The sequence below is a fragment of the Chromobacterium sp. W521 genome, from assembly GCF_052805975.1.
On the sequence record NZ_JBRBAF010000017.1, the window covers coordinates 1 to 18,492 of the forward strand.

An 18,492-nucleotide genomic window follows, 5' to 3' on the forward strand; every position below is an offset into this window, starting at 1 on the left:
AGTCGCTCGGGCGCGGGCGCAAGACCTGCCGCTGAGCCCGCGCCAGCTGCTGCTGGAACCCACCATCCGCCAACTGGCTGCCGCGCTCGGCACGGCCGCGACCGAGGAGGAAGCCGCGGCCGCCGGCCCGCTGCCGGCCACGCCCATCCAGCGCTGGTTCGCCGGCCTGGGTCTGGCCGAGCCGCGGCATTGGAACCAGGCGCTGGCGCTGCAACTGGCCCGCCCCGTGGACGCGGTCCGGCTGCAAGCCGCGCTCGACGCCGTGGCCGCGCGCCACGACGCCTTCCGCCTGCGCTTCACGCCGGAGCCGGCGCTAAGCGAAGAGACCGGCGGCTGGCCTTGCCGCGAACTGGAACTAACAGACGACGGCGACGAAGCCGCGCGCGCGGCGCTGGAACATGCCCAGCGCGAGCTGGACCCAAGCGCCGGCCTGCTGGCCCGCGCGCTCTTGCTGCGCCGCGGCCGACAAGCGCCGGTGCTGGCGCTGATCGTCCACCACCTGGCGGTGGACGCGGTGTCCTGGGGCATTCTGCTGGACGATCTGAACCAGGCGCTGGACGCGCTGGCGCGCGACGAAACGCCGCGACTCCCCGCCGTGCCAGCCCACTGGCGCCGCTGGGCGGAACAACAACGGGCTGAGGCCGCCGAGGCGGACCCCGCGCCTTGGCTCAGCCAGGCCGAGGCAGGCTTCCCCACGCTGCGCCGCGACGCCGCCGCCCCTGCGGCCAATACCGAAGCCGCCTCGCGGCTGCTCAGCCGCGAACTGGACGCGGCCTTGACCGGCCGCCTGCTGGCCGCCGGCGCCCGGGCAGCCGGCCAGCGCGTCAGCGCCCTGCTGCTGTTGGCGCTGTGGCGCGCGCTGGCGCCCCGGCTCGACGCGCCGCGCTTCGCTGTGACGATGGAACACCATGGCCGCGACGCCGAATCCGGCCTGGACCTGTCCCGCACCGTGGGCTGGTTCACCGCGCTGTATCCGCTGAGCGTGGCCGGCGACGCCGCCACCGCCGGCGCGGCCGAACTCCTGGCTTCCATCGCCGCGCAATTGTCGCGGCTGACGCCCGTCGCGCCGGAATACGGCCAGGCGCGCTGGCTGGGCCTGGACCTGGACGCGCGCCGGCAACTGGAGGCGGCCGGCCTGCCGGAAATCAGTTTCAACTACCTGGGCGCGCCGCGCGGCGTCGACAAGGCCTGGTTCCAACTGCGGCCCGAGTTGATTACCGGAGAACGCGCCGCCGACAACCTGCGCCCCTTCGCGCTGGATCTGGTGCTGGTCGTGCTGGACGGCAGGCTGCGCGTGGACTGGCGCTACCCCGGCGGCCAGTTCGAGCCGGCCACCGTCGCCGGCTGGGCCGACGCCTTCGCCCGCGAACTGGCGCTGGCGCTGGACGAGATTGAAGCCGCGCCGCTGCTGGCCGCCGATTACCCGCTGGCCCGTCTGGAACAGGCCGCCGTCGAGGAGCTGGCGCGCCGGACCGGCCCTTTCGACGATCTCTATCCGCTGTCCCCGCTGCAACAGGGCATGCTGTTCCACAGCGTGGCCGACGCCGCCGACGGCGCTTACTTGGAACAACTCAGCAGCGTGGTCAACGGCGCGCTGGACCCGGACGCCTTCGCCGAGGCCTGGCGCGCGATGCTGACGCGCCATCCGCTGCTGCGCTCCAGCTTCCACTGGCGGGACCTGGCCCAGCCGCTGCAGGCGGCGATGCGCGCTGCTCCGCTGCCGATCAGCCGGTTGGACTGGTCCGATCTGGCCGAGCCCGAAGCCGCGCTGGCCGACTACCTGGCCGCAGACGCCGCGCGGCCCTTCGCCCTGGACGCCGCGCCGCTGATGCGGCTGGCGCTGATCCGGCTGGGCCAGGACCGCTGGCGCTGGATCTGGAGCTATCACCACCTGCTGCTGGACGGCTGGTCGCTGCCCTTGTTCTTCCGCGAGCTGCTGACCCTGTACCGCGCGCTCAGCCGCGGCGAAACCCCGGCCCTGCCGCCGGCGCGGCCGTTCTCCGCCTATATCGGCTGGCTGGACCGCGCCGGCCGCCGCGCCCGCTCGGACGAAGGGTTCTGGCGTCGTTACTTTTCCGGGCTGGAACACCCCACCCTGCTCGCCGGCCCCGCCGACAGCGACGCCGACTTCGTCGAACAGGAAATCCGGCTGTCGCCGGAATGGAGCGCGCGCGCCGCCGCCGCGATGCAGGCTTGCTCCAGCACGCTGAACACCCTGTTCCAGGCCGCCTGGGCGCTGACCCTGGCGCGCAGCGGCCACGGCGAGGACATCGTCTTCGGCACCGCCTTGTCCGGCCGCAACGGCGATCTGCCCGGTATAGCCGAAATGATAGGGCTGTTCATCAATACCCTGCCGCTGCGGGTGCGGCTCAACCCCGCCGCCGACGCGCGCGCGCTGCTGGCCCAGGTACAGACCAATCAAGCCCGGGTACAGGACTACGCCCACAACCGGCTGGTGGACGTCCAGCGCTGGGCCGGCCGCGACAACGCCCAGTTGTTCGACTCGCTGCTGGTCTTCGAGAACTACCCCGCCGACGCGCTGCTGCGCGACGAGGCCGCCGGCCTGGGCTTTGAAACTCCGCGCTTCAGCGAACACACCAATTATCCGCTGACGCTGGCCGTGATCCCCGGCGCGACCTTGACCGTCAAGCTCACCTTCGACCGCAGCCGCGTCGCGGACGCCGCGGCCGAGGCATTGCTGCAAGGCTTGCTCGCCGTGGCGGAAGGCCTGGTCGCCGCTCCGGACGCCGCCGTCGCCTCCATCGAGCGGCTGCCGGCGGAGGCGCGGCGGGCGCGGATAGCCGACGCCGCCCAGCCCCCGCTGGCGTCGCCGCAACTGGCGCAGCGCCTGTTCGAGCGCCAAGCCGCCGCCGCTCCGCGCGCGCCGGCGCTGCTGGACGAAAACGGCGCGCTTGATTACGCCGGGCTGGACGTCCGCGCCAACCAGTTGGCTCACCGGCTGCAAGCGCTGGGCGCCGGCCCGGAAACCGTGGTGGGCGTGCTGCTGCCGCGCGGCGCGGCCGCGGTGACCGCGCTGCTGGCCACGCTGAAAGCCGGCGCCGTCTATCTGCCGCTGGACCCGGCCTACCCTGCCGAGCGGCTGGACTACATGCTGGCAGACAGCCGCGCCGCCATCCTGCTCAGCGAAACCCGCCTGTTGCCGACGTTGAGCCGGTTGCCGGCCAGCCTGCTCTTGCTGGACGACGCCCCAGACGCTGCTGACGCCGCGCCGGACTCCGCCCCGCCCTGCGCCGCCGGCGTCGACAACCTGGCCTACCTCATCTACACCTCCGGCTCCACCGGCTGGCCCAAGGGCGTGGGCGTCAGCCATCGCGGCGTCGCCAATCTCTGCCGCGCCCAATGCGAAGTGTTCCAGGTGGACGCCGGCAGCCGGGTCTATCAGTTCGCCCCGCTGAGCTTCGACGCCTCGGTGTCGGAAATCTTCATGGCGCTGGGCAGCGGCGCGGCCCTGTGCCTGCCGGAGGCCGACGCCGCGCAAGATCCGGCCGGCGCTCTGCGCCGCGCCGCGCAGCGCCACGGTCTGACCCACGCCACCCTGCCCCCGGCGCTGCTGGCGGCGTTGGATCAAGACGATCTGCCCGGCCTGCGCACCCTGATCGCCGCCGGCGAAGCCGCCGCGCCCGGCCTGCTGGCGCGCTGGGCCGCCGCCCGCCGCGTGGTCAACGCCTACGGCCCGACCGAAGCCACGGTCTGCGCCAGCATGCGGGTCTGCGACGCCGTGGAGCCGCTGCCGTCCATAGGCCGCGGCATGGCCGGCGTCCGCCTCTATCTGCTGGACCGCTGGGGCGCGCTAGTGCCGCCCGGCGTGCCCGGCGAGATCCACATCGGCGGCGAGGCGCTGGCGCGCGGCTATATCGACCAGCCCGGCCGCACCGCCGCCAGCTTCGTGCCGGACGCCGTGTCCGGCCTGCCCGGCGCGCGGCTGTACCGCAGCGGCGACCTCGGCGAATACCTGCCCGACGGCGGCATCCGCTTCCTCGGCCGCGCTGGCGGCCAGGTCAAACACCGCGGCTACCGCATCGAACTGGACGGCGTCGCCGCCGCGCTCAGCGCCCATCCGGACGTGGACGAAGCGCTGGCGCTGATCCGCGTGGACGGCGAGCGCCGCCAACTGGTGGCCTACGCGCGGCTCAAGCCGGAAGCGGGCTTCGACGCCTCCGAGCTGCGAGAACACCTGGCCGCCCGCCTGCCGGCCCACGAACTGCCGCAAGCCATCGTCGGCGTGCGGCAATGGCCGTTGACCCCCGCCGGCAAAATAGACCGCGCGGCGCTGCCGTCGCCGGAGGAGGCCGCACCGGACTCGCCGGACGCGGACAAGACGCTGAACCCGGCCGAGGCCGCGCTGCTAGAGATCTGGCGCTTGGCGCTGGGGCGGAGCGGCATTGGCGTTCACGACAATTATTTCGCCGTCGGCGGCGACTCCATTCTGGCCCTGCAGATCGTCTCTCGCGCCAAGCAGGCCGGTTTCGACATCGAGCCGCGCGCGCTGTTCGCCCATCCCACGGTGGCCGGACTGGCCGCCGTGGCCGGCGCCGCCGCGCGGCGGGCGCACATCGAGGAGCCGGAACAGGCCGAGGCGCCTCTGGCGCCGATCCAGCGCTGGTTCCTGCAACAAGACTGGCCCGCGCCGCAGCACTGGAACCTCAGCCTGCGGCTGAGCCTGGACGCCGCCGCGGACCCCGCCGCCTTGCAGGCGGCGCTGACGGCCGTGGCCTTGCGGCACGACGCGCTGCGTCTGAGGCTGCGCCGCTCCCCCAACGGCGCTTGGAGCCAGCATTACGGGCCGCGCGCCGCGCCGCCGCTTGAAACGCTGACGCTGCGGGCGACGGAGCCCGCCGCCCGCGAAGCGGAGCTGCAAACCCGCTGCGCGCGGCTGCAGGCTTCCCTGGACCTGGAAAACGGCCCGCTGCTGCGCGCCGTGCTGATCGAGGCCGGGCCGGGCGGCCGCGCCGAGCTGTTGCTGATCGCCCATCACTGGGTAGTGGATGTGGTGTCCTGGCGCATTCTGCTGGACGACCTGGACCAGGCCTACGGCCAGGCCATGGACGGCGCCGAACCCTCGCTGCCTCCCGTGCCCGTCAGCTACCGGGCCTGGGCGCAATCTCTGGCCGACGACGCGCCCGCGCTGGCCGGCGAGTTCGACTACTGGCGACGCGCCGTCTCCCCGCTGGCCGCGCCGCCGGGACTTGCCGCCGTCGGCCGCGTGGCGGAACGCCGCCGCGCGACGGTCAGCCTGGACGCCGACGCCAGCGCCGCGCTGCTGGAGGGCGGCGCCGAACGCTACCGCGCTCAGCCGCAGGAGATGCTGCTGGCGGCGCTGACCCTGGCCTGGCGCCGGCTGAGCGGCCTGCCCGCGCTCGCTCTGGACCTGGAAAACCACGGCCGCAACGCGGCGGCCGGCCCCGCGCCCGATCTGTCGCGCAGCGTGGGCTGGTTCACCTGCCTGCACCCGCTGCGCATAGAGCCGGCCGGCGACGGCTGGGAGCCGGCGGCCGCGGCGGCCAAGGCCGCGCTGCGCGGCGTGCCCGGCGGCGGCATCGGCTTCGGCGTGCTGCGCTATCTGGGCGATCCGGCCCAGGCCGCCGCTCTGGACCAGGCTCCGCCTCGGCCGCTCAGCTTCAACTACCTGGGCCGGCTGGACGACGCCGCCGACGGCGTGCTGCCGCGGCTGCGGGCGCGGCTGTCGACGCTAGAGGCCGGGCCGGCGCAAGACCCGCGCCAGCGGCTGCCGCACGCCATCGCCGTCAACGCCCGCATAGAGAAGGGCCGCCTGCGGCTGGACTTCGACTACGCCGACGCCCACGAAACCCCGGCGCTGGCCGAACAGTGCCGGCTGGCGCTGGAAGAACTGGCCGCGCTCTGCCGCGCCGGCGGCCTGCCCGCCGTCGCCTACCACACCTCGGACTTCGCCGGCGTCGCGCTGGAGGAGAACGAATTGGCCGCCTTGCTGGACGACCTCACCGACATCGAATGAACATGACAAGCACACCGAACCTCAAAGACCAGATCCAGGACATCCTGCCCCTGAGCCCGCTGCAGCGCGGCGTCTTGTTCCACACCTTGTTCGCGCCCGGCTCCCCGGTCTATTTCGAACAATTGATCTGCCGGCTGGACGGCGCGGTGGATCCCGCCGCCATGGCCGACGCGCTGGAGCGGCTGGCCGAGCGCCACCCCATCCTGCGCACCGCCTTCGTCACCAAGGGCCAGGCCGAGCCCCGCCAAGTGGTGTTTCGCCACGCGCGGACGCCGCTGGACGTCCACGACTGGAGCCGGGACGATCCCGCCGAGCGCGAACGGCGGCTGGAAGCGCTGCTGGACGAAGACCGCCGCCGCGGCTTCCAGCTGAACCGGCCGCCGCTGATGCGGCTGACCCTGCTGCGCTACGGGCAAGAGGAATGGAGGCTGATCTGGAGCCATCATCACATTCTGCTGGACGGCTGGTCGCTGCCCATCCTGATGCGCGATTACTTCGCCCTGCTGTCCGGCGCGGCCCTGCCCTCGGCGCCGCCGCCCTTCGCCGCCTACCTCAGTTGGCTGGGCCGCCAGGACCAGGACGCCGCCGCCAAGCGCTGGCGCGCCGCGCTGGGCGATCTGGCCGCGCCCACCCCGCTGGGCCTGGACCGGCCGGCGCTGCCGGGCGCGCTGGCCGGCGCCGACGTCGGCCAGATCGAGATGCGGCTGGACTACCGCGCCGATGGCGACCTCGCGGCCGCCGCCGAACGCTGCCGGGTCTCCCCGGGCAGCCTGCTGCTGGGCGCCTGGGCCATCCTGCTCAGCCGGTACAGCCGCCAGGACGACGTGGTCTTCGGCCTCACCCTGTCCGGCCGGGCCATTGATCTGCCCGGCGTGGACGGCATGGTGGGCCTCTTGATCAACTCCCTGCCGCTGCGCTTGCCGGTGCCGGCCGACGCCGCGTTGCCGCAATGGCTGGCCGAGGTGCAACGCCGTCAGTTGGAGCTGCAATCGCTGTCGCACAGCGATCTGGCCGAAGTGCAGCACCACAGCGGGGTGCCGCGCGGCCAGCCGCTGTTCGAAACCCTGGTGGCGATAGACAACTTCCCGATAGGCGAGGCCCTGCCCTCGGACGGCTTGGGCTTCCGGATATCGGACGTCTCCCAGCGCGAGCGCACTCACTACCCGCTGACCCTGACCCTGGTGCCGGGCGCCGACGGACTGAGCTTGAAGCTGGGCTTCGACCGCGCTCGCGTGGACGATGCTCCGGCCGCGGCGCTGGCGGAGGGCTATCTGGAACTGCTGCGCCAGATCGCCGCACGGCCGGACGCCGCGCTGCGCGAGCTGGGCCTGGTCCGCCCCTCACCCGCCAAGCCGCCCGTGCCAGGCCCGCGCGGCGGGCCGGACACCCTGGCCGCCGCCTTCCTGGCCGCCGCCGAACGCTTTCCGGACCGCATCGCCGTCAGCGACGGCCCCGCGACGCTGAGCTACCGACAACTGCGCGCCCAGGCCGCCGCCATCGCGGAACGGCTGCGTCAAGACGGCGTGCAGCCCGGCGTCAGGGTAGGCATTTGCCTGCCGCGCTCCGCCGGACAAATCGCCGCCATGCTGGGGGTGACGCTGGCCGGCGGCGTCTATCTGCCGCTGGATCCGGACTATCCGGCGGAGCGGCTGGCCTACCAACTGGCCGACAGCCAGGCGCTGCTCACGCTGACCGACGCCGAACTCAAGCCGCGATTGCCGGCGGAACACCGCTGCCTGTCGCTGGCGGAGATAGGCTGCGGCGCCAGGCCGGCGGCGCGGCCGCCCGCCGGCCTGGAAGCCGGGCACGGCGCTTACGTGATCTACACTTCCGGCTCCACCGGCCAGCCCAAGGGCGTGCTGGTTTCCCACCGCAACGTGCTGCGCTTGTTCTCAGCCAGCGCCCGCCACTTCGCCTTCGACGAAAGCGACGTCTGGAGCTATTTCCACTCCTTCGCCTTCGATTTCTCGGTATGGGAAATCTGGGGGGCGCTGCTGCATGGCGGCCGCTGCGTCGTGGTGCCGCGCGAGCTCAGCCGCGATCCGGCCGCCTTCGTCGAACTGCTGGGCCGCGAAGGCGTCACCGTGCTGAACCAGACCCCGTCGGCGTTCAAACTGGCGATAGCGGCCGAAGCCGCCGCGCCGCTGCCGCGACCGTCCGCGCTGCGCTGGGTGATCTTCGGCGGTGAGGCGCTGCGGCTGGCGGAATTGGGCCCGTGGCTGGAGCGGCACGGGGACGACAGTCCGCGGCTGGCCAATATGTACGGCATCACCGAAACCACCGTGCACGTCACCTTCCGCCGCATCCGCGCCGCCGATCTTGAGGCCGGCGGCGAACTCAGCCCGATAGGCGAGCCGCTGGACGACCTGAGCCTGGAACTGGCCGACCCCTGCGGCCACCCCGTTCCCCTGGGCGCGCCCGGCGAAATCCTGGTCGGCGGCGCCGGCGTCAGCCTCGGCTATCTGAACCGCCCGCAACTCAACGCCGAACGCTTTCCCGGCGTCGGCGCGGAACGGCGCTACCGTTCCGGCGACCTGGCGCGGCGAACCGCCGACGGCGAGCTGCTCTACTGCGGCCGCATCGACCATCAAGTGAAGATTCGCGGCTTCCGCATCGAGCTGGGCGAAGTGCGCGCGGCGCTGCGGAGCCATCCGGCGGTGCGCGATGTCCATCTCGTCGCCGCCGACAACCAACTCATCGCCTATCTGCTCGCCGACGACCCCGCCGCGGCCGGCGCCGAAACCCTGCGCCGCCATCTGGCCGCGCGCTTGCCGGCGCATATGATTCCGGCGGTCTTCATCGCGTTGACCGAGTTTCCGCTCACCCTCAACGGCAAGGTTGACGCGCGCGCGCTGCCCTCGCCGCAAGGCGCGCGTTCGGCGCTGGACACGCCCTATGTCGAAGCGGCCACCCCCAGACAAAAGCTGCTGGCGGAGATCTGGCGCCAGGTGCTGGACCTGCCGCGCGTCGGCATCCGAGACAACTATTTCACGCTGGGCGGAGATTCCATCCGCAGCGTGCGCATCGCCGGGCTAGCCAAGGAACGCGGCTGCCCGTTGAGCATCCAGGACATTTTCCGCCACGGCAGCATCGAAGCCATCGTCGAAGCGATAGGCGAAGCCGAAAGCACGGCCGCGCCGGACACGGCACTGCCGCCGTTCGCGCTGATAGACGCCGCGGACCGCGCGCGGCTGCCGCCCGAGGTGGAAGACGCACTACCCCTGGCCAGACTGCAGGCCGGCATGCTCTTCCACAATGAATACGACGACGGCCGCAACCTGTACCACGACGTGTTCTCCCACCGGCTGCGCGTCGATATCGACCCGGAGCGCCTGCGCCGGGCGCTGGCGGAGCTGAGCCGCGAACACCCGCTGCTGCGCACCGGCTTCGCGCTGGCCGGCTACTCCCAGCCGCTGCAACTGGTTTGGCGCGATCTGACGCCCAGCCTGGACATCGACGACCTGCGCGGCCTTTCTCCGCAGCAACGGGACGACGCCGTCGCCAGCCAGCTGCGACAGCTAAGCGAACAGCGCTTCGCGCCGGAACGGCCGCCGCTGCTGCGCGTCGTCTGCCTGCGGCTAGCCGAGGACGAATGGCAGCTAACGCTGGCTTTCCACCACGCCATCCTGGACGGCTGGAGCGTGGCCACCTTGTGCGCGGCCTTGTTCAAAAAGATGCGCGACCAGGGCGGCCCCGCGCGGGCACCGCGCGCGGCCTTCCGAGAATTCGTCGCCGCCGAACGCGCGGCGCTGGCCGATCCGGCGCAGCGAGACTACTGGCGCGCGCAACTGAAAGGCCTGCCGTCCGCCGCCATCCCGCGCTGGCCTCAACGCGCCGCGCCGACGGGCAAGGCCAGGGTGGGCTCGCGGGAAACGCGCTTGCCAAGCGCCACCGCCGCGGCGCTGATCCGGCTGGCTGCGGACAGCGGCATGCCGCTGAAAACCCTGCTGCTGGCCGTGCACGCCCGCGTGCTGGCCTGCTTGTGCGGCCAGGACGAAATCGTCACCGGCCTGGTCAGCAACGGCCGGCCGGCGGACGCCGACGGCGCCGAAGCCTTGGGCCTCTTCCTCAACACCCTGCCGCTGCGCGTCCGCGTTGGCGGCAGTTGGCGCGCGCTGCTGGCGGAAACCATGACGGCGGAGGGAAACAGCCTGCCCCGCCGCTTCTTCCCGCTGGCGGAAATCCTCAAACTGGACGAGGCCGCCCGCTTCGACGCCTCGTTCAACTATGTGGATTTCCACGTCTACCGCGAACTGAGCGAGAGCGGCGGCCTGGAGGTGCTGGACAGCAGCCGCCTGGAAGCGGTGGACATCCCGCTGGCCGTCACCTTCAGCGCCAGCCGCGCCGAGGGCGCCGTCACCCTGGGCTTTTCCTACGACCGCGCCGCCTTCCCCGACGAGCAGGTGGCCGCCATCGACCGGCTCTACCTGGCCGCCGCCGCCGCGCTGGCGCGAGACCCCGACGCCCTCTGCCTGGACGCCGCGCTGACGGAGACCGCTGTCGAGCCGCTACGCGGACCGTCCGCCGGTCTCGCGGCCTTCTCGGTGCCGCAGGCGGTCGCCGCCATCGCGCGGCGGCAACCGGACGCGCCCGCCGTCGCCGGAAACGGCGAGGCGCTGAGCTACGCCCAGCTGGACGGCCAGGCCAACCGGCTGGCGCGCCGGCTGTTGGCGCATGGCGTTGGCCCGGACGCGGTGGTGGCGCTGGACTTGCCGCGCTCGCCCGAACTGGTGGTGGCGATGCTGGCGACCTTGAAGGCCGGCGCCGCCTATCTGCCGCTGGACCGAGGCCAGCCCGAGGCACGCCGCCGCGAAATCCTGCAGGAGGCCGCCCCGGCGCTGCTGCTCAGCCTGAACCCCGCCGCTTACGCGCCGCCCGGCTGCGCCGTCTTGCAGGCGAACCTGGCCGACGATCTGAACGACGAAGACGCGGCGGCCCCCGCCGCGCCCGTCCATGGCGACGCGCTAGCCTATCTGCTGTTCACCTCCGGCTCCAGCGGTCGCCCCAAAGGCGTCGCCGTCGGCCGCGCCGCGCTGGACAACCACATGGCCTGGATGAACCGCCGCTACCCGCTGGACGCGGACGACGCGGTGCTGCAGAAGACCCCGGTGGGTTTCGACGCCTCGGTCTGGGAGTTCTGGGCGCCGCTGACCCAGGGCGCGCGGCTGCTGCTGGCGGCGGAGGACGGACACCGCGACCCGGACTACCTGATCCGCGCCGTGCGCGAACAAGGCGTCACCGTGCTGCAGCTGGTGCCCAGCCTGCTGGCCGTGCTGCTGTCGATGCCGGACTTCGCCGGCTGCCGCGCGCTGCGCCGGGTCTTCGTCGGCGGAGAAGCGCTGCCGGCCGCCACCCTGGCCCGCTTCCACGCCGCGCTGGACATCCCGCTGGTCAACCTCTACGGACCCACCGAAACCGCCATCGACGCCTCCAGCGCGGAATACCTGCGCTCGGACCCGCCCGCGGCCGCCATCGGCATCGGCCACCCCATAGACGGCACCGTCTTCCATGTGCTGGACGCCCGCCTCAATCCGGTGCCCCCCGGCGTGCGCGGCGAACTGTACATCGCCGGCTGCGGCCTGGCCCGCGGTTATCTGGGCCAGCCGGCGCAGACCGCGCGGCGCTTTATCCCGGACCCGCTGTCGCCGCTGCCCGGCGGCCGCATGTACCGCAGCGGCGATATCGTGCGCCTGCTGCCGGACGGCGTGCTGGAATACCTGGGCCGCGCCGACGGCCAGGTCAAGCTGCGCGGCCAGCGCGTGGAACTGGAAGAGATCGAAGCCGGCCTCGCCGCCTGCCCCGGCGTGCGCCAAGCCGCCGGAGCGCTCTACCGCGACCGCTCCGGCGCGGACAAGCTGGCCGGTTACGTAGGGCTGACGCCGGAGGCCGAGGCCGGCGACTGGCGAGCCGCCATCCTGGCGGCGCTGCGCCTGCGTCTGCCGGAATACATGCTGCCCGCGCAATTGATCGCGCTGCGGCAATGGCCGGTCGGCGCCAACGGCAAAACCGACCGCGCCGCGCTGCCCGCGCCGCAGGCGGACGCGGCGGCCCCAATGCGCAGCCGCGCGCCCAATACCCCTGAGGAACAGGCTTTGGCCGCGATCTGGCGGCAAACCCTGGGCCGCGAAGACATCGGCGCCGACGACAACTTCTTCCAACTGGGCGGGGACTCCATCCTAGGCCTGCAAATCGTGGCTCAGGCCCGCCAGGCCGGCCTGACGCTGGCCGCGCGCGACATCTTCAGCCACCCCACCATCGCCGAGCTTGCCGCCCAAGCGCGCCCGGCGCGGCAGGAAGCCAAGCTGGAGGACATTCCGCCAGGCGCTCCGCTTCCGCTGACGCCGGCCCAACGCTGGTTCTTCGAACGCGTCGACACCCTGCCGCGTCCCGGCCACTGGAACCAGGCGCTGCTGCTGAGCGTGGCCGCCGGCATTTCCGCTCCGACGCTGCGCAGCGCCCTGCTGCGGCTGGAGCAGAGCCACGACGCCTTCCGCCTGCGCTTCTCCGCCGGCGCCGACGGCTGGCGCCAACACTACGCGCCGCGCGAGGCCTTGCGCGAAGAAGACTGGCTGGAACGCGTCGATCTGAGCGCGCTGCCTGCCGCTGAACGCGCCGCCGCCATCGAGGCCCGCGCCGACGCGGCGCAGCGCGAGCTGGATCTGGAACGCGGGCCGCTATTGCGAGCCGTGCACTTCGATTGCGGCGACGGCGAAGCCGGCCGGCTGCTGCTGGTCATCCATCATTTGATTGTGGACGGCGTGTCCTGGCGCGTGCTGCTGCAAGATCTCGCCGGCCTGCTTGCCGGCGTCGCCCCCATGCCGGCGAACGTCGGCTTCGGCCATTGGGCGCAGCGCCCGTTCGAGCCCTCCGCCGAAGAACGCGCTTACTGGCTAGACCAGGCGCGGCTGGCCGCCGACGCGGTCCGCATCCCGCTGACAGCGGAAGCGGCGCGCGACAACCGCTACGGGATGACCGACACCGTGGAGCTGTCGCTGGACAGCGGCGAGACCGCCGCTCTGCTCCGCGGCGGAGCACTGCGCGCCAGCGCCGAGGAAATGCTGCTGACGGCGGCGCTGGGCGCGCTGCGCGACTGGCTGGACGCCGACACGCTGGCCCTCACCATGGAAGGCCACGGCCGAGACGACGAGGCCCTGGACCTCTCCCGCACCGTGGGCTGGTTCACCGCCATGTATCCGCTGACCGTGACCGGCCTGGCCGAGGCTTCGCCGCCGCGGCTGCTGCGCCGGGTCAAGCAGGCCTTGCGCGCGGTGCCGGCCGGCGGCGCCGGCTACGGCGCACTGCGTCAGGCGGCCGACGCTCGCGTACTGGCCGCCATGCCGGAACCGCAAATCGCCTTCAACTACCTGGGCCAGTTCGACGCCAGCCTGCCGGCCGACGGCGCGCTGGCGCCTGCTCCGGAATCCGTGGGCGCGATGGAAGACCCGGATGGCTTGCGCCCCCGGCTGATCGACATCGTGGCCCTGGTCAGCGACGGCAAACTGTCCCTGCGCTGGAACTACGGCCGCGCCACGCTGCCGCGCGCGACGGTGGAGGCCCTCGCCCGGCAAATGCGGCAGCGGCTGCTCGCGCTGCTGAGCCTGGACGCGGACGCCGCGGCGGCGGCGCTGACGCCGGACGACTTCCCGCTGGCCGCGCTGGATGAGGCCAGCCTGCCCGCGGCGCTGGGCGAGCGCGACGACATCGTCGACCTGTGGTCGCTGACGCCGGTGCAGGAAGGCATGCTGTTCCACTCGCGAATGGAAGCCTCTTCCGGCCCCGCCGGCGTCTACATAGAACAAGTGGTCGCCGAACTGGACGGCGCGGTGGATCCGGTCTTGCTGCGCCAAGCCTGGGAGCAGGTGTTGGCGCGGCACGACGCGCTGCGCGTCAGCTTCGCCTGGGAAGGCTTGGCGGCGCCGCTGCAACGGGTCCATCGCGCGCCCGCGCTGCCGTTCTCCGTCTGCGAAACGCCGGACGAGACCGCGCTGGAATGCTATCTGGCCGACGACCGCGCCGCCGGCTTCGCGCTGGACGCCCCGCCCTTGATGCGCCTGGCGCTGCTGACCCGGAACGGCGCGCCTTGGCGGCTGGTCTGGACCCATCACCACGCACTGCTGGACGGTTGGTCGATGGCCGTCGTCTTCGACGAGGCCCTGGCCCTGTACCGCGGGCTGAGCCAAGGCCAGAGCGCGGCGCTGCCGCCGGCGCCCTCGTTCGGGCGCTTCATCAAATGGCTGCGCGCTCACAGCGACAGCCAAGCCCAGGAAGACTTCTGGCGCGACTACTTCAGCGGCTACGCCGCCGCGGCCGATCTGGCCTTGCTGCCGGCCGGCGGCCCGCCCCAGCCGCGCGCCCATTCGCTGCGGCTGGACTCCACGCTGACCGCCGGGCTGCGCCGGACGGCGCGAGAGCGCAAAGTCACGCTCAACACCTTGTTCCAGGGCGCGCTGGCGGTGGCTCTGTCACGCGTCGGCCGCTGCGACGACCTGGTGTTCGGCGTCACCATGGCCGGCCGGCCCGAATCGCTGCCCGGCTGCGACGCCGCCGTCGGCCTGTTCATCTCCACCCTGCCCTTGCGCGCCGACTGCTCGGCCGCTCAAGCGGTGGACGATTTTCTCCACCGGCTGCAGAACGCCCAGAGCCGTCTGGGCCCCTTCGAGTCCAGCGCCTTGGTGGACATCCAGCGCTGGAGCGGCCTGTCCGCGCGCCAGGCGCTGTTCGACGTGGTGCTGGTCTATGAGAACTACCCGATTCGCGCCTCGGTCGGCGACGCCGCCCAAGCGCTGCGCGTGGGCGCGGCCTCAGCGCGCGAACAGTCCAACTATCCGCTGACCCTCTACGTCAAACCAGACGCCGACACCATTGAGCTGGACGGCGTATTCGACGCCGGCCGCATCGAACCGGAACGCGTCGCGGCGCTGCTGGAAGCGCTGCCGCGGCTGCTGAGGCAGATCGCCGGCGGCGCGGCCCGCGTAGGCGAGCTGCGTCTGGCCGAACCGACGCCTCCGGCCGCCTTCCCGCCGCCGGAGCGCGGCGACAACGTGCTCGCCATGTTGACCGCCGCCGCGCGGCTCAACCCGGACAAGATCGCGGTCGCCGCCGAGGATGGCGAGCTGAGCTACCGCCAACTGGTGAACAGCGCGCGCGCGCTGGCGCGCCGGTTGGCGGAGCGCGGCGTCGCTCCCGGCGACACCGTGGCGCTTGCCCTGCCGCCGGACGGACGCGCGCTGACCGCCCTGCTGGGCACGCTGTGGGCCGGCGCGCAATACCTGCCGCTGGACCCGGCGCTGCCGCCGCTGCGGCGCGACGCCATCCTGGAAGACGCCCGCCCCGGCCTGGTCCTCGTCGACGGCGAGCAGACCGGCTGGCCCGCGTCCGCCAAACTGCTGACGCTGCCGACGCCTCTGCCTCCAGCCGACGGCGGCGACGCTCCCTTGCCCGGCGACGCGCTCCACCCGGAAGCGCCGGCCTACACCCTGTTCACCTCCGGCAGCACCGGCCGGCCCAAGGGCGTGCAGATCGCCCATCGCTCGCTGGCCAACATCCTGCGGCATTTCAGCGCCGAACCCGGCTTCGGCGCGGACGACGTGTTGCTGTCGGTCACCACCTGGTCCTTCGACATCGCGGCGCTGGAACTGCTGTTGCCCCTGGTCCGCGGCGGCACGGTCGCCATCGCGCCGGCTTCGGCCAGCGGCGACGGCCCGGCGCTGGCCGCCGAGGCCTCGCGCCGCGGCGCCGGCGTGATCCAGGCCACGCCGGCCAGCTGGCGCATGCTGCTGGAAGCCGGCTGGAAGCCCGCGCCCGGGCTGCGCGCCTGGTGCGGCGGGGAGGCGCTGCCCGCCGACCTGGCCCGCGAGCTGCTGGACGCCGGCGCCGCGCTGTGGAACGTCTACGGCCCCACCGAAACCACCATCTGGTCCACGCTGCACCGGGTCGACGGCGCGGAACTGCCGCCGCCGGCCGGCCACGCCATCCGTCGCACCACGCTGTGGGTGGCCGACCACCACGGCCAGCCGCTGCCGCCGCAACTGGCGGGCGAACTGCAGATCGGCGGAGACGGCCTGGCTTTGGGCTATCTGGGCGCGCCGGCGCAAACCGCCGCCCGTTTCCGCCCCGACCCGCTGGCCGGCCGGCCCGGCGCCCGCGTCTATCGCAGCGGCGACCTAGCCTGCCTGCGGCCGGACGGCAGCGTCCGCGTGCTGGGCCGGCTGGACGGCCAGGCCAAGCTCAACGGCTTCCGGCTGGAGCTGGAGGAAGTGGAAACCAGGCTGCGCCAACTGCCCGGCGTGCGCCAGGCGGCGGCCGCCGTCCGTCGCGACCCGCAAGGCCACGCGCGGCTGGTGGCCTACCTGGTGCCGGACGGCGGCGGCGCCTGGCGCGCCGGCGACGAAGCCGACCCGACGGCCTTGCAGCGGGTCCGCGCCCAGCTGTCCGCCGCGCTGCCCGGCTATATGCTGCCCAGCCGCTTTGTCACCCTGGAACAGTTGCCGCTGACCGCCAACCGCAAGCTGGACCGCAAGGCCCTGCCCGAACCGGCCGCCAGCGCGCCGACCCGCGCCGGCAGCGCCCCCCAGGGCGCGCTGGAGCAAGCGGTGTGCGCATTATGGGAAGAAGTGTTCGAACGCGCCGACATCGCCGCCGACGACGACTTCTTCGAATTGGGCGGCCATTCGCTGTTGGCCACCCGCATCCAGGTGCGCGTCAACAAGATCTTCCGGCAAACGCTGCCGCTGCGCGCCACCTTCCACGCCCAAACCCCGCGCGCCCTGGCCGCGCTGCTGGCGGAGCGCGAGTCCGCGCCCGGCCTGGCCGCCAAGATCGCCGCCGTCTACCTGAAGCTGCGCGGCATGTCCGACGCCGAGCGCGACGCGCTGCGCCGGGCCGCCGCTCAACCCTCCACCATGGAAACCGCAGAATGAAACTGGAACACATCAACGCCATCGTCAGCGGCGCCGCCAGCGGCATCGGCCGCGCCTTCGCTCTGGAGCTGGCCCGCGCCGGCGCTCGGGTCCACGCCGCGGATCTGGACGCCGCCGGCCTGCGCCGGCTGGAAGAAGACGCCGCCGGCCTGCCCGGCTCGGTGTGCGGCTCGGTGCTGGACGTGAGCCAGGAGGCCGCGGTCCGCGCTTTTCTGAAAACCGCGTCGGAAGAGGCGGAACCGGCCAATCTGCTGGTCAACAACGCCGGCATCCTGCGCGACGGCTGGCTGGTGAGGCTGGACGTGGAAGGCTTCGTCCGCAAGCTGCCCACCGCGCAATGGCGGGCGGTGCTGGAAAGCAACCTGACGGCGCCTTATCTGCTGAGCCGCGAGTTCGCCGCCGCTCGCGTGGAGTCCGGCCTCAAAACGCCGGGCCTGATCGTCAACGTCTCCTCGGTCACCAGCGCCGGCAATCCCGGCCAGTCCAACTACGCGGCGTCCAAGGCCGGCCTGGACGCGCTCACCCGGACCTGGGCGCTGGAGCTGGCGCCCTTCGGCATTCGCGTGGCCGGCATCGCCCCGGGCCTGACCGACACCCCGATGGCCGCCGGCCTGGCGCCGGCCACCCGCGAGGAACTGATCGCCCAGGTGCCGCTGCGGCGCATGGCCGAGCCGGCCGAAATCTGGCAGGGGCTGAAATTCATCATCGAATGCGACTACTTCAACGGCCGCATCATCGCGATCGACGGCGGAGCCACCTTCTCGTGAACCCGACACTCGCCACCCCGGCCGCAGACATTCCGCGCCGCATCCATCAGATCTGGTATCAAGGCGCCGCCGCGCTGCCGGACAAATATCGCCGCTACCGCGACACCTGGATGCGGCGGCATCCAGACTGGGAGTTCGTGTTCTGGGACGCGCCCCGGATGCAAGCGCTGGTTGACGAGCACTACCCTTGGTTCGCCGCGCGCTACGCAAGCTTCGAGCGCGACATCCAACGCATAGACGCCGCGCGCTACCTGTTCCTGGCGCTGCACGGCGGCTTCTACATCGACATGGACATCGAAAACCTGCGGCCCATAGACCCGCTGCTGCCTGGAAGGCGGCTCATCCTGTCGCGCACCCACGGTTTCAACAACGCGCTGATAGGCAGCGCGCCCGGCCACCCATTGTGGAACACGGTGCTGGACCGGCTGGCGGCCGGCCAGTCCGCGCCGCTGGACCCGGCCATGCCGGCCAGGCTGCGCGAGTCGCCGGCGATGCGCACCGCCGTCACCGTGGGCCCGCGCTTCTTCACCTGGTGCGCGCAGCAAAGCGGCTGTCTGGACGACCCGGCCACACTGTGTTGCCCCGGCTATTACTTCGAACCCGGCTCGCCCACGCCGGACGGCAGCTCCTGGCCGCCGGCCAACGACCCCGACGGCGGCTATGCCCGTCACCACATGGACCTTAACTGGCTAGGCCTGCGCCACCGGCTGTTGTCCCGGCTGAACCGGCTGTTGTTGCCCTGGCTGACGCGGCGGCTGCCTTTGCAATGAAAAAGTCGCCGCAATGCGGCGACTTCAAAAACAACACATAA

At 72.5% G+C, this 18,492-nt stretch carries 4 protein-coding genes; all 4 read left to right on the top strand.

What is annotated here, in order from left to right; genetic code table 11:
• On the top strand, positions 1 to 5,995 hold a 5,995-nt coding region (gene hmlB, locus ACUXV1_RS20860), incomplete at its 5' end, for a jagaricin-like haemolysin non-ribosomal peptide synthetase HmlB (RefSeq protein ID WP_446016397.1).
• The gene (hmlC, locus tag ACUXV1_RS20865) at positions 5,992 to 16,914 is read left to right on the top strand and encodes a jagaricin-like haemolysin non-ribosomal peptide synthetase HmlC (protein ID WP_446016398.1); all 10,923 of its coding nucleotides are present in this window, start codon (positions 5,992 to 5,994) and stop codon (positions 16,912 to 16,914) included. The genes hmlB and hmlC, both read left to right, overlap by 4 nt.
• Entirely contained in the window at positions 16,911 to 17,681 is a 771-nt protein-coding gene (hmlD, locus tag ACUXV1_RS20870; RefSeq protein ID WP_194426991.1) for an SDR family oxidoreductase HmlD, read from the top strand. Before hmlC ends, hmlD begins: the two co-directional genes overlap by 4 nt.
• Entirely contained in the window at positions 17,678 to 18,451 is a 774-nt protein-coding gene (locus tag ACUXV1_RS20875; RefSeq protein ID WP_019102903.1) for a glycosyltransferase family 32 protein, read from the top strand. The genes hmlD and ACUXV1_RS20875 overlap by 4 nt, the downstream gene beginning before the upstream one ends.
• The last annotated feature ends 41 nt before the right edge of the window (positions 18,452 to 18,492 follow it).